A 12,313-nucleotide genomic window follows, 5' to 3' on the forward strand; every position below is an offset into this window, starting at 1 on the left:
CGCGGCCGCACGCGTTGCGGCTGTACGTGACCTCTCTGCCTGACGTGCCGCTGTCCGTGCTCGACCTGTCCCCCGTTTCCGAAGGGAAGGGGGTCGGCGAAGCACTGCGCAATACGCTCGATCTCGCCCGCAACGCCGAACGGCTGGGCTATCACCGGTACTGGCTCGCCGAGCACCACAACATGCCGGGAATCGCCAGCTCGGCCACGGCGGTGCTGATCGGGCACGTCGCGGACGCCACCGAATCCATCCGCGTCGGTTCCGGCGGGATCATGCTGCCCAACCACGCGCCGCTCGTGGTCGCCGAGCAGTTCGGCACGCTGGAGGCGTTCCACCCGGGCCGGATCGACCTGGGCATCGGCCGCGCGCCGGGCACCGACCAGCGCACCGCGCTCGCGCTGCGCGGACCGGGCGGGCTGTCCGCGGAGAACTTCCCCGAGCACCTGATGGAGCTCATCAGCTACTTCGAGCCGGACCCGGCGCGCGGCGTCAACGCGGTCACCGCGGAGGGCAACAAGCCGCCGGTATGGCTGCTCGGCTCGTCCGGCTTCAGCGCGCAGCTGGCCGGCCGGCTGGGGCTGCCGTTCTCCTTCGCGCACCACTTCGCGGCCGAGAACACGCTGCCGGCGGTGCGGCTGTACCGCGAGAACTTCCGTCCGTCCGAGGTGCTTTCCGAACCGTACGTGATGCTGGGCGTGCAGGTGATCGCCGCCGAGACCGACGAGCGCGCGCAGTACCTGGCCGGTCCGAGCGGGCTGACCTTCCTCAGCCTGCGCCGCGGCCGCCCGATCGCGCTGCCGACGCCGGAGGACGCCGCCGAGTACCCGTACACCGAGATGGACCGCGCGTTCCTGGCCGAGCGGTTCGGGTCGAGCATCGTCGGCGGACCGGAGACTGTCCGGAAGGGACTGGACCAGCTGCTGGCCGACACCGACGCCAACGAGCTGATGATCACCACGATGGTGCACGGCCACGAGGACCGGGTGCGCTCGTACGAAATCGTCGCGGACTTGAAGCGCTGATGGAGGTCTTCGACTGGCAGGGAAAGCACGGACAGCAGGTGCGGTGGTCCCGGCAGGGTTCGGGGCCGCCGCTCGTGTTCTGCCACGGCACGCCGTGGTCGTCGAAGCTGTGGGAGCCGATCGCTTCGACGTTCGCGCCGGACTTCACCGTCTATCTGTGGGACATGCCGGGCTACGGCAGTTCCACCATGACCGAGGGCCAGGACGTTTCGCTGGCCGCGCAGGGCGAGACGTTCGCCGCGCTGCTCGACCACTGGGGGCTCGAAGAGCCGGACGTGGTCGCGCACGACTACGGCGGCGCGGTCAGCCTGCGGGCGTTTCTGTTGCACGGCGCGGCTTACCGGTCGCTGGCGCTGGTGGACGTCGTCGCGCTGGCCCCGTGGGGTTCGGAATTCTTCCGTCTGGTGGCGAAAAACGCGGCCGTATTCCGGCAGCTGCCGGCGAATCTGCACGAAGCGCTCGTGCGGGAGTACATCGCCGGCGCCGCGCATCGTCCATTGTCCGCCGAAGCGCACGAAATGCTCGTCCGGCCCTGGCTCGGCGAGGCCGGGCAAGCGGCGTTCTACCGGCAGATCGCGCAGGCCGATCAGCGGTACACCGACGAAATCGAACCGCGTTACCGCGAGATCAGCATTCCGACGCTGGTGGTGTGGGGCACCGAGGACACCTGGATTCCGGTCGATCGCGCGCATCGGCTCGCCGGGATGATCCCGGGTGCCGGACTGGAGCTGGTCCGTTCGGCCGGACACCTCATCCAGCTCGACGCGCCCGAGGCGCTGACCGCTTCGCTGCATCGCTGGCTCGCCCGCTGAATTATCCGGAAACCGCCGCGCCGGTATTTATTTTCCGGCACTGACGACCGCATTCCCGGCAGTTGACGCAACCGCACAAGAATCCGGCGATACTGCGCCGTGGCACCCGTGCGGCGGCGCGGGCCGGCACCCGGCACATCGAAGACCCCACGCCGCATGTGCGACCAGCCGCAAAGAGACCGATTTTCTGGCACGTTCGGGACAAGTTCACGATGCCGGACAGGCACATCGCGACAGCACACCACCAGACGCGCTGTCGCATGCAGGCAAACAGGTCAGCATTCAGCGGCGACTCTGCCGGCAGCGAAACGACCACCGAGCTTCACACACGGCAAGACCCGCGGCCCTCTTGTAGCATGCACTTGATACAAGAGGGAGGGGTCCACCGTGAAACTCGACTCGGCGCTCGCCGTCGCGGCGATGACCGGCCTGTTCGGGCTGATCATCCTCGTCGTGTTGTGGCCAGGCGAGAAGCAAGGCGCCCGGCTGCTCGCGAAATGGGGTGTGCGGAACCCGACCACCGACCAGGTGCCGGTGGCCGTACGCTATCTGCGCCGTCGGCGATTTTGGTATCCGTGGCTGTTCCTCGGCCTCCCGCTGATCCCAGGCGCGACGGGTCTCGTCGGCGGACAGCGCGCGAACTCGCTGGTGTTCGTGGTGCTGCTCGGCGGGCTCGCCGCCGAAATCCTCGCCCAGCGCCCCTCGCGGGAACCCCGCAGGGAAGCCGTGCTGGCACCTCGCGGCGTGCTCGATTTCGCTCCGTTGTGGACGGTCGTCGTCTCCGGACTGGCCACTCTCGCCGCCGTCGTGCATCTCGCCGTTTTGCGGCAATGGGGGCCGCTCGCGGCGACCGTCGGCGCGGCCGCGGTGTCCTGGATCATCGTGCTCCTCGCGGTGCGGCGTCCAGCCGCCGGCGACCCGGAAGTCGACCAGGCACTGCGCGTGCGCAGCGCCCGCGTCGCTCTCGGGCTCGGCACCGGAACGGCTGCCACGCTCGGCTGGACGGTCGGCGACCTCACCTCGTTCCTCGCGTTCGTGGCCACCGTCGCCGCGTTCCTCGCGATCGTCGGCCCGCCGCCGAAGCAGCGCGCGACGACCACGGCAGCGCGGTAGATGACGCTGCGAGTGGTGGTCGACGCCGAAAGCGGGGTTCCGCCCTGGCGTCAGGTGCACGACCAGATAGTCCGCGCGATCACGACCGGCTCCCTCGCCCGGGATGCCCGTCTGCCGCCGATCCGTCAGCTTTCGCGGGACCTCGGACTCGCCTCCGGGACCGTCGCCCGCGTGTATCGCGAACTCGAGGCCGCCGGCTGGGTCACCACCGCGCGAGCACGCGGAACCGTCGTGACCGGCCCGGCCGAACGACCGGATCCGGGCATGCTGCTTCGCGCCGCGGCCGCCGAATACGCCCGGCACAGCCGGGAACTCGGGGTCGCGCCGGACGAAGCCGTCGACGCCGTGCGCGTGGCATTGGCGAGCCTGGACGCACCGCCGCGATGAACCTCGCTATCGTCCGGCCGGCGCGGTTTTCGCCGTTCGGTGAACCGTCTTCCGCACGGTCTGGGGCGCACCTCCTTCTTGCCCGTGCGTTCCCGCGGTCCACTCACCGGACGAGGCGCGGATTCGCCGCCTCAGCGCGGAGGTTCAGCCCTCCATCAGCACCCTCCCCACCGCGGCCAGCACGGGTTCCAGCGCGGCGACTTCCGTGCCGACGCATTCCGTGATGCCCGCACCGACGACCTCCATTCCGGAAAGCGCGTCGATCATTTCGACCAATTCGGCGATCGTGAGCCCGCCGGGCTCCGGATAATTCACTCCGGGAAACTCTTCGGGATCAAGAATGTCCAAATCCACATGCAGGTAAACGCGGTCGGCTCCCGCGGCGCTCAGCGCTCCGGCGACGTCGTCGGAGCGCACCGCCAGACCGTCGGCGATGGCTTCCTCTTCCGCGGAATCGAGCGAACGGGTGCCGAACAGCACCGCTCGTCCTCGTTCGATCGCCGGGCTGGCAGCGAAATCCTTGTCGCCCTCGCCGAGCAACGACCGCAGCACCATGCCGTGGAACGCGCCCGAGGGCGAAGAATCCGCCGTGTTCAAATCCGCATGCGCGTCGAACCACGCGACACCAAGCGTTGCGCCGTAACGGAAACGCGCGACGCCGACCGGTACGAGCTCAACGCCGCAGTCGCCGCCGATCGTGAGCACCGGGCCTTCCGGCGCTTCGAGCGCAGCGAGCTGCAGCTGCCGGTTCGTGCCCGTGAGCACGGCCCGGTTGGCTATCCCGGCGACGACGTCGGACGTCGCCGCGTCCTGACGTACGTGGTGCACCGGCTTGCCGAGCACGTGCCCGGCCAGTTCGGAAAGTGCGCGGCAGCCCTCGACCAGCCCCTTGGCTCGGGGACTGATCGCGCCCTGCCATTGCGGCACCGCGTTGATCAGCATGCCTCGACGCTAGCGCGAACCCACCGGAAAAAGCGAGCCGTAAATGGTGCGAGGGGTCCCCTCGCTCCGTTTTGGAGCGAAGGGACCCCTCGCACGGAAAAAAGTGGCGCGGGAGCGGGTTATTCGAGCACGATGAGAAGGTCTCCGCCCTCGACCTGCTGAACGGAGGTGATTGCCAGCCGACCGACTTTGCCCGCCGCCGGAGCGGTGATCGACGCTTCCATCTTCATGGCCTCGATCGTCGCCACGGTCGCACCGGCCGCCACCTCGTCGCCCTCGGCCACCTGCAGCGTCACCACGCCCGCGAACGGCGCGGCGATCTGCTTCGGGTTGCCCTTCTCGGCCTTTTCGGTGGCCGGGATGTCCGAGGCGATGGACCGGTCCCGGATCTGGATCGGCCGGAGCTGGCCGTTGAGCGTGGACATGACGGTCCGCATGCCGCGTTCGTCGGCCTCGCCGATGGCTTCCAGCTCGATGAGCAGCCGGACGCCGGGCTCGAGGTCCACCGAGTACTCCTCGCCCGGGCGCAGACCGTAGAAGAAGTCCTTGCTCGGGAGCACGCTGGTGTCGCCGTAGGCTTCGCGGTGCGCGAGGAATTCCTTGGTGGGGCCAGGGAACAGCAACCGGTTCAGCGCGCCGCGCCGGTTGTCGGTGAGCTCCTTGTGGTCCTCTTCGGACAGTTCGGCGACCGGTTTGGCCGCCGAACGGCCTTCGAGCGCCTTGGTGCGGAACGGTTCCGGCCAGCCGCCGGGCGGGTCGCCCAGTTCGCCGCGCAGGAAGCCGATCACCGAGTCGGGGATGTCGAACTTGTTCGGCTCCGCCTCGAAGTCCGCCGGGGAAACACCGGCGCCGACGAGGTGCAGCGCGAGGTCGCCGACCACCTTGGACGAGGGCGTGACCTTCACGAGGTGGCCGAGGATCTTGTCCGCCGCCGCGTACATGGCCTCGATGTCCTCGAATCGGTCGCCGAGGCCCAGCGCGATCGCCTGCGTGCGCAGGTTGGAGAGCTGGCCGCCGGGGATCTCGTGTTCGTAGACCCGGCCGGTGGGCGACGCGAGACCCGCCTCGAACGGGGCGTAGATCTTGCGGACGCTCTCCCAGTACGGCTCCAGGTCGCCGATCGCGTGCAGGTCGAGGCCAGTGCTGCGGTCGGAGTGGTCGGTGGCTGCGACGATCGAGCCGAGCGACGGCTGCGACGTGGTGCCCGCCATCGACGACACGGCGCCGTCCACCGCGTCGGCACCGGCCTGGATGGCGGCCAGGTAGGTGGCGAGCTGGCCGCCGGCGGTGTCGTGCGTGTGGATGTGCACCGGAAGGTCGAATTCCTTGCGCAGCGCGGTCACCAGCCGGGCCGCAGCGGGCGCGCGGAGCAGGCCGGCCATGTCCTTGATCGCCAGGACGTGCGCCCCCGCTCCGACGATCTGCTCGGCGAGCTTGAGGTAGTAGTCGAGCGTGTAGAGCTTTTCGTTCGGATCGGACAGATCGGAGGTGTAGCAGAGCGCGACCTCGGCGACCGCGGTGCCGGTGGCGCGGACGGCGTCGATGGCCGGCCGCATCTGCTCGACGTCGTTGAGCGCGTCGAAGATGCGGAAGATGTCGATGCCGGTCGCGGTGGCCTCCTCGACGAAGGCCGTGGTGACCTCAGTCGGGTAAGGCGTGTAGCCCACGGTGTTGCGACCGCGCAGAAGCATCTGCAGACAGATGTTCGGCACGGCCTTGCGCAGCTGCTCGAGGCGTTCCCACGGGTCCTCGGCGAGGAAGCGCAGCGCGACGTCGTAGGTCGCGCCGCCCCAGCATTCCAGGGAGAGCAGCTGCGGCACGGTCGCCGCGACGACCGGCGCGACGGCGAGCAGGTCTTTCGTTCGCACGCGCGTCGCGAGCAGCGACTGGTGCGCGTCGCGGAAGGTGGTGTCGGTGACGCCGAGCTGTGGGGTTTCCCGCAGCCAGCGCGCGAATCCCTCCGGGCCGAGTTCGGTCAGCTTCTGCTTGGAGCCGTCCGGAGGAGTGAGGTCCGCGGGCAGCTTCGGCAGCTTCGTCACGGCATCAGGGGTGCGCGGACGCTCGCCGTGCGGCCGGTTCACCGTCTGATCGGCGAGGTAGGTCAGCAGGCGCGTGCCTCGGTCGGCGGAGTGCCGCGCGGTCAGCAGATGCGGCCGTTCCTCGATGAACGACGTGGTGACGTTGCCCTCGCGGAAGTCCGGATCGTCCAGCACCGCCTGGAGGAACGGGATGTTCGTCGCCACGCCGCGGATCCGGAATTCGGCGACCGCGCGGCGGGCCCGCCCGACTGCGGTGCGGAAATCGCGGCCGCGGCAGGTGAGTTTCACCAGCAGCGAGTCGAAGTGGGCGCTGATCTCGGTGCCGGAGAACGCGGTGCCGCCGTCGAGCCGGATGCCCGAACCGCCCGGCGAGCGGTAGGCGCTGATCATGCCGATGTCCGGCCGGAATCCGTTGGCCGGGTCCTCGGTCGTGATGCGGCACTGGAGCGCGGCGCCGCGGAGGTAGATCTTGTCCTGCGACAGGCCGAGGTCGGCGAGGGTTTCGCCGGAGGCGATCCGCAGCTGGGACTGCACGAGGTCGACATCGGTGACCTCTTCGGTGACCGTGTGCTCGACCTGGATGCGCGGGTTCATCTCGATGAACACGTGCTTGCCCTCGCGGTCCAGCAGGAATTCGACGGTGCCCGCGTTGCGGTAGCCGATCTGCCGGGCGAACTTCACGGCGTCGGCGCAGATGCGGTCGCGCAGTTCGGGATCGAGGTTCGGCGCGGGGGCCAGCTCGACCACCTTTTGGTGGCGGCGCTGCACTGAACAGTCGCGCTCGAAGAGGTGGATCACGTTGCCCTCGCCGTCGGCGAGGATCTGGACCTCGATGTGCCGCGGTTCGACCACGGCCTTCTCCAGGAACACGGTCGGGTCGCCGAACGCGGACTCGGCTTCGCGCGCGGCGGCCTCGATCGACTCGCGCAGCAAACCCGGGTCCTCGACGCGGCGCATGCCCCGGCCGCCGCCGCCGGCGACCGCCTTGACGAAGACCGGGAAGCCGAGTTCGTCGGCCGCCGCGACCAGTTCGTCGACGTTGCTGGACGGCTGCGACGAGCCGAGCACCGGGACGCCGGCCTCGCGCGCCGCCTTGACCGCGCGCGCCTTGTTGCCGGTCAGCTCGAGGATTTCGGCGCTCGGGCCGACGAACGTGATCCCCGCTTCTTCGCAGGCCCTGGCCAGGTCGGGGTTCTCCGACAGGAAGCCGTAGCCCGGATAGACCGCGTCCGCACCCGCCTTCTTGGCGGCCTTGACGATCTCCTCGACCGAGAGGTACGCGCGGACCGGATGGCCCGGTTCGCCGATCTCGTAGGCCTCGTCGGCCTTCAGCCGGTGCAGCGAGTTGCGGTCTTCGTGCGGAAACACGGCGACTGTGCCCGCGCCCAGTTCGTAGCCTGCGCGGAACGCCCGGATCGCGATTTCGCCGCGATTGGCCACCAGCACTTTGCGGAACATGCCCGGTCCTTCCCTTTTCGGATCGGTATCGAAGGCACGTTACCCGGTTCGTCCCGCGGTGCGGGAGCCGTAGTCCAGGTGATGGACATCATGCGCGCCGACCTGCAGGCATGATGCTGGCCGGGCCGCTGCGCCGCAACCGTCAGGGCGTTCCGGCAGGCAATGTGCACAGCAGCCGATTCGCGGTTCCGGAGGGCGCATTCTTGACCACGTTCTGCGTTGCGTCCTGCACGATTGCTTCGCTGACCGCGTTGGGCGCGGCGTCGAGATGCGCGGAGCGATAGAGGGTCACCGCGCCGGCGGTCACCGCGGCGGCCATCGAGGTTCCCGACAGCGTCCCGACCCCGGACGTGCCCGCGATCGGCGCGGGAATGTCGACGCCCGGTGCGTACAAGTCGAGCGACGTCCCGAAGTTCGAGAAGGGCGCAACCTGGTCTTGGACGTCCGTCGCACCCACAGTGAGCGCTTCCGGCACTCGCGCGGGCGAAGTTTGACTGGCGTCAGTGCTGCCCTCCCCTGCCGGAACCACGATCGGCATCACCGCGGCGACTGCCTTGACCGCGTTGTCGAGTTGTTCGTTCGGCACGCCGCCGATGCCCAGCACCGCGACCGCCGGTTGGTGTGCGTTCTGGGCTACCCAGTTCAGCCCCGCGATAATCGTGTCGGTCGCGCCGCCGCCGGCCTGGTCGAGCACGCGGACCGGGAAGATCTGCGCGCTTTTCGCGACACCGTAGCTGTGTCCCGCGACGATTCCCGCGACCCTGGTGCCGTGGCCATTGGTGTCCGACGTGTCCGTGCCTGCGGTGAGGAAATCCTTGCCCGGCAGGACCCGGCCCTGCAGATCCGGGTGCTTGGCGTCGACCCCACTGTCGATCACGTAGACCGTGACGCCGGAGCCGTCCGAGTCGTAGTGGTACTTCTGATCGAGGCCGGTCCGCTGGTCGATCCGGTCGAGCGCCCAGCTCGGCGGGTTGGCCTGGGTCCCGCTCGCCGCCAGCGCGGCCGGTTGCACCCCGGCGACCAGCAGAAAGGTCAGAGTTGCCGAAAAAAGGCCACGCGCCGCTCGGTTCCGCATGCCTGCGGTCGTATCCCGGTCGCCATCGAGCGGCAACTCGACGTCACACGATGGGCTGGTCCCGGTCCAGCGCTCGACCGCCCCGACGCATTAACTAGCAAGGGGACGATGAACTGCAGCCGCGGACGTGCCGCGGGCGTTTCGCCGCTGAGCGACCACCTGCTGGCCGACCGCCAGGTCTCGCCGCTAGGTGGCCAACGGAGGACCGGCAGATCTCGCCGCCAGAGCCAACGAACGACCGCCAGATCTCGCCGCCAGAGAGCCAACGAACGACCGCCAGATCTCGCCGCCAGAGAGCCAACGGTGGACCGGCCGAGAGAGTTAGCCGCTGGACGGCCAACCGTTGGCAGACCGACAACTACTTCGCTGGAGGGACGTGGGCGCTCACCGACATCGTCGGCAGGTAGACCAGCGCATCGAAGGCTTGCACGACGTCGGCCTTCGTGAACATGTGCGCGTGCCGCATGCTCGACGGCCCGGTCAGTCCTTGTGCTCGGTCTTGCCGCAAATCGACCACGCACGGATCCGCGCCGGCCAAAGCCGCTTCGACACTGTCCTCGGCGGGCGGTTCCAGCTCCTGTTCATAGACCCGGAACCCGAGGCGCTCGCGCTCGTCCGGTTCGAGGCCGGTGGTCGTGCCGGTGCCCGCGGTCAGGCCGAGAGCGAAGTAGTCGTCGCCGAACTCCTCGGCGAGGTGGGTGCCCGCGGAGGGGAAGGTCATGGTCGGCAAAGCGGCGAACGGGACTCGCTGCAGGTGTCCGTTGTGGACCATCACCACGATCTTCTCGCCTTCGCCGTACAGCTTGCGAAGCAGCTTCACGGTTGACGCCATGTACGTGTCGCGAGACGACCCCTGGAGCGACGGTGCGGTTCCCGTCATCATCGCGTTGAGCTCGCGCAGGTACATGTCGACGCGAAGCGCGCCGACCGCATGGTGTTCGGCGATTGCGTACCGGGCTGGTTCGGTCCGTTGCCGAAAAACTGGCGACAAAGATCGCAGGTGCGCTACAAGAGTCGTCAATGCAGCCGTGGCCGCATCGCGCGCCGCGACGTCCATTGCCGAATATCGGCCAGGCGCGACTGCGCTGCTGACCGCCGAATACGGCTCGGACGCGGTGATCGCGGCGTCGACCAGCGGAAGCGCCTCCGGTTCGACTTCCGCCACGAAGCGGCGGACGGTCCGCAAGGCCGGCTGCGGCGAACCGCTCGAACTGGGCAGGTCGAGTCCGGAGAAGCGGACGCCGCCGTGGCCGCGCATCCAGGTCAGCATTTCCTGCACCTCGACCGACTCGCCGAGGGAAAAGGTGAATCCTTCTCGCCCGACGTCGGCGACCGTGCCAGGACCACCGCTCAGCCAGTGCTGCACCAGTTCGCCCTCGGCGAAGCCGGATTCGAAGCCGAGCACCGTGAACCCGTGGTCCTCGACGAGGCGACGGAGCAACCGGGCGCGGAGTTCGCCGAACTCGCGGATGTGATGGTTGTTCTCGCCGATCGCGACGATGCGCGCGTCGCCGATCAGGCGAGCGATTGAGGCGCCGTCGCCGTCCAGCGGCGAACGAGTGCTCAGCGGTGTCATACTGAGGACACTAATGCAACAGGGGTAGCGATTGGCAACCGAGTCACCAGGGACCAGCCGGCCTGGCGGTCGCACGGAGCGCACGCGCGTGGCCGTTTTGCGGGCGACGCTCGATCTGCTGGCGGGGGTCGGGTTCACGGAGCTGACCGTCGAGGCCGTCGCCGAACGATCGGGTGTGCACAAGACGACGATTTATCGACGATGGGAATCGCGCGAAGGTCTGGTCGCGGCCGCGCTGAGGTTCGGTGCCGACGAACCGTGGAGCCCGGCGGACACCGGTTCGCTTGTCGCCGATTTGCGGCAACTGGCGTTGGAGGTGGTGCACGCGTTGACTACTCCGGGGCAACGCGAGCTGCCGACCGCCGCGGTGCTGGCGGCCTTCCATTCGGAACGGGCGGCGGAAGCGCTGCGGGAGTTCTATCGGGACCGGCATGCCCGAGCGGCGGTGATCGTGGAGCGGGCGGTCGCGCGCGGAGAGGTGCCGGCCGACACCGATCCGGACGAGGTGACGCGGACGGTGTGCGGACCGGTGTTCTATCGGCTGTTCGTGTCGCGGGAACCGGTGTCGGAGGCGACGGCGGCGGTCGCGGCGGAGGCTGGGGCCGCGGCGGCTCGGGCGGGGGTCCTGGGCAGGCGGGCCCCAGGGAAGGGTGACGCCGGTTGATACCCGGGGGTGTGGGGCTGTTGCCGGAAAATGGCGACTGGCTGAGTGAGCTTGTTGACGGGCTGGGCTGGGTTTCGCCGCGAAACGGCGAAAGCGGAGTGGGCTGAGTGGCGGCTTGGCTGGATGGCCTCAGCCGAGCTGGGAGAAGTCGCCGAAGCCGGACGACGGGCACTGGGTGTCAGAAAGGGGCGCCCGACGCGGCTTTGGCAGGCGGGATGTTCCGAAAGTCTCCGTCGAGCGTCTATTCACGATGCGCGTTGTCGGCTGGGCGGAAGAGGCATTCGCCGTTCAGCGGCGACGGGTCGGACAGGCTGGAGAGCAGCGTCGCCAAGTGATTTGCCGCCGAACGGCTATAAGCTCGACGCCCCGGCGGCACCCCCCTAGCAGGCTCGCGGGCAATCGTCCTGGCAAGTCGCCGTTAGACGGCGACAAGCTCGGCGCTGGCCGACAGGTGAACTGAACAGTCACCGCTCAGTGGCACCACATCGAGCAGGCTCAAGCAACCTCCCCGGCGAGTTTCGCCAGACGGCGACACGCTGGAGGCCCGTAGACGCGGACAAACGAAGAATCGGCGTACAGCGGCGGCAGCAACGCGGGAACAGCGACAGCGGCAGCAGCGGCAGCGGCAACGGCAACGGCAACGGCCGTACCGGACGGCAGCGGTGGCGACGGCCGTGACGGCAGCAACAACAACAGCACCAGCGACAGCGGCAGCAACGACGACAGCGGTGGTGACGGCGGCGACGGCAGCACCAACAACAGCACGAGCGACAGCGACAGCGACCGCAACGACGACAGCGGTGGTGATGGCCGCGACGGCAGCAGCACCAGCAGCAACAGCAACAGCACCAGCAGCAGCGGCGGCGACAGCAGCCGACCAAGCAGGCTGGGAACAACCTCCCCACGCAAGTTGCCATCAAACGGCAACAAGCACGAAGCCCCCGGAGGTACGCGCGCCCGAACAATCGCCACTAACCGGCAACAAGCACAGGCTCAAGCCGCCGATCTACTCCCCCAACAACAACCGGTACCGGACCTCCTCCAAGGTCACCGCCCCGTCGGACGTGGTCTCGACCTTGGTCTTTCCGTCCAACACCCACCCGCTCCGTTCGTAGAACTTCCGGGCCCTCGCGTTCGTCGACAGCACCCACAGCGTCGCCGAGGGGCGTGTCAGCGATCTTGTGGGTTGACGGTGTGATCGCCTTGTCAGTGCTGCGCGTCGAGC

At 68.7% G+C, this 12,313-nt stretch carries 10 protein-coding genes; 5 read left to right on the forward strand and 5 right to left on the reverse strand.

All coding sequences use genetic code 11. The features are described from left to right. Nucleotides 1–26: 26 nt before the first annotated feature. The 4 genes from L942_RS06450 (at nt 27) to L942_RS06465 (ending at nt 3,334) form a co-directional block, all read left to right on the forward strand. A complete protein-coding gene (locus tag L942_RS06450) occupies nt 27–1,022 on the forward strand; it encodes an LLM class flavin-dependent oxidoreductase (protein WP_200862721.1) in 996 nt (331 codons plus the stop codon). After that, nucleotides 1,022–1,834 carry an alpha/beta fold hydrolase gene (locus L942_RS06455; protein ID WP_037356146.1) on the forward strand — a complete coding sequence of 271 codons (813 nt, stop codon included), beginning with the start codon at nt 1,022–1,024 and terminating at the stop codon, nt 1,832–1,834. Before L942_RS06450 ends, L942_RS06455 begins: the two co-directional genes overlap by 1 nt. Nucleotides 1,835–2,221: 387 nt before the next feature. Beyond that, nucleotides 2,222–2,947, forward strand: a complete 726-nt coding sequence (locus L942_RS06460) for a hypothetical protein (RefSeq protein ID WP_037356150.1) — start codon at nt 2,222–2,224, stop codon at nt 2,945–2,947. Further along, nucleotides 2,948–3,334 (forward strand): GntR family transcriptional regulator, encoded by a 387-nt coding sequence (locus L942_RS06465; protein WP_037356153.1) that lies wholly within the window; start codon nt 2,948–2,950, stop codon nt 3,332–3,334. A 144-nt stretch (nt 3,335–3,478) separates the two neighbouring features. On the opposite strand, the gene L942_RS06470 is transcribed toward L942_RS06465, so the two are convergent. The 4 genes from L942_RS06470 to L942_RS06485 all read right to left on the reverse strand — a co-directional run bounded on the left by L942_RS06470 (nt 3,479) and on the right by L942_RS06485 (nt 10,424). Then, nucleotides 3,479–4,276, reverse strand: coding sequence for an arginase family protein (locus L942_RS06470; protein ID WP_037356156.1), 798 nt, complete (start codon nt 4,274–4,276; stop codon nt 3,479–3,481). 119 nt (nt 4,277–4,395) lie between these two features. Then, nucleotides 4,396–7,773 carry a pyruvate carboxylase gene (locus tag L942_RS06475; RefSeq protein ID WP_037356159.1) on the reverse strand — a complete coding sequence of 1,126 codons (3,378 nt, stop codon included), beginning with the start codon at nt 7,771–7,773 and terminating at the stop codon, nt 4,396–4,398. A gap of 142 nt (nt 7,774–7,915) precedes the next feature. Beyond that, the gene (locus L942_RS06480) at nt 7,916–8,848 is read right to left on the reverse strand and encodes a S8 family peptidase (protein WP_081654959.1); all 933 of its coding nucleotides are present in this window, start codon (nt 8,846–8,848) and stop codon (nt 7,916–7,918) included. Between the two features lie 358 nt (nt 8,849–9,206). Continuing rightward, nucleotides 9,207–10,424 (reverse strand): erythromycin esterase family protein, encoded by a 1,218-nt coding sequence (locus L942_RS06485; RefSeq protein WP_051165762.1) that lies wholly within the window; start codon nt 10,422–10,424, stop codon nt 9,207–9,209. A 31-nt stretch (nt 10,425–10,455) separates the two neighbouring features. Here L942_RS06485 and L942_RS06490 point away from each other — a divergent pair, with 31 nt between their 5' ends. Further along, entirely contained in the window at nt 10,456–11,088 is a 633-nt protein-coding gene (locus tag L942_RS06490) for a TetR/AcrR family transcriptional regulator (RefSeq protein ID WP_037356161.1), read from the forward strand. 495 nt (nt 11,089–11,583) lie between these two features. Here the strand turns inward: L942_RS06490 and L942_RS44155 are convergent, their stop codons facing one another. Further along, nucleotides 11,584–12,018 (reverse strand): hypothetical protein, encoded by a 435-nt coding sequence (locus L942_RS44155; RefSeq protein WP_158684433.1) that lies wholly within the window; start codon nt 12,016–12,018, stop codon nt 11,584–11,586. Between the last annotated feature and the right edge of the window lie 295 nt (nt 12,019–12,313).

Origin of the sequence: Amycolatopsis orientalis DSM 43388, from assembly GCF_000411975.1 — a bacterium.
In the GTDB taxonomy this organism is placed as follows: domain Bacteria; phylum Actinomycetota; class Actinomycetes; order Mycobacteriales; family Pseudonocardiaceae; genus Amycolatopsis; species Amycolatopsis orientalis_D.

Excerpts from the sequence above, each read along its gene's own strand:
- L942_RS06485 (WP_051165762.1), bottom strand. The coding sequence starts at position 10,424 with ATGACACCGCTGAGCACTCGTTCGCCGCTGGACGGCGACGGCGCCTCA.
- L942_RS06470 (WP_037356156.1), bottom strand. The coding sequence starts at position 4,276 with ATGCTGATCAACGCGGTGCCGCAATGGCAGGGCGCGATCAGTCCCCGA.
- L942_RS06465 (WP_037356153.1), top strand. The coding sequence starts at position 2,948 with ATGACGCTGCGAGTGGTGGTCGACGCCGAAAGCGGGGTTCCGCCCTGG.
- L942_RS06475 (WP_037356159.1), bottom strand. The coding sequence starts at position 7,773 with ATGTTCCGCAAAGTGCTGGTGGCCAATCGCGGCGAAATCGCGATCCGG.
- L942_RS06455 (WP_037356146.1), top strand. The coding sequence starts at position 1,022 with ATGGAGGTCTTCGACTGGCAGGGAAAGCACGGACAGCAGGTGCGGTGG.
- L942_RS06480 (WP_081654959.1), bottom strand. The coding sequence starts at position 8,848 with ATGCGGAACCGAGCGGCGCGTGGCCTTTTTTCGGCAACTCTGACCTTT.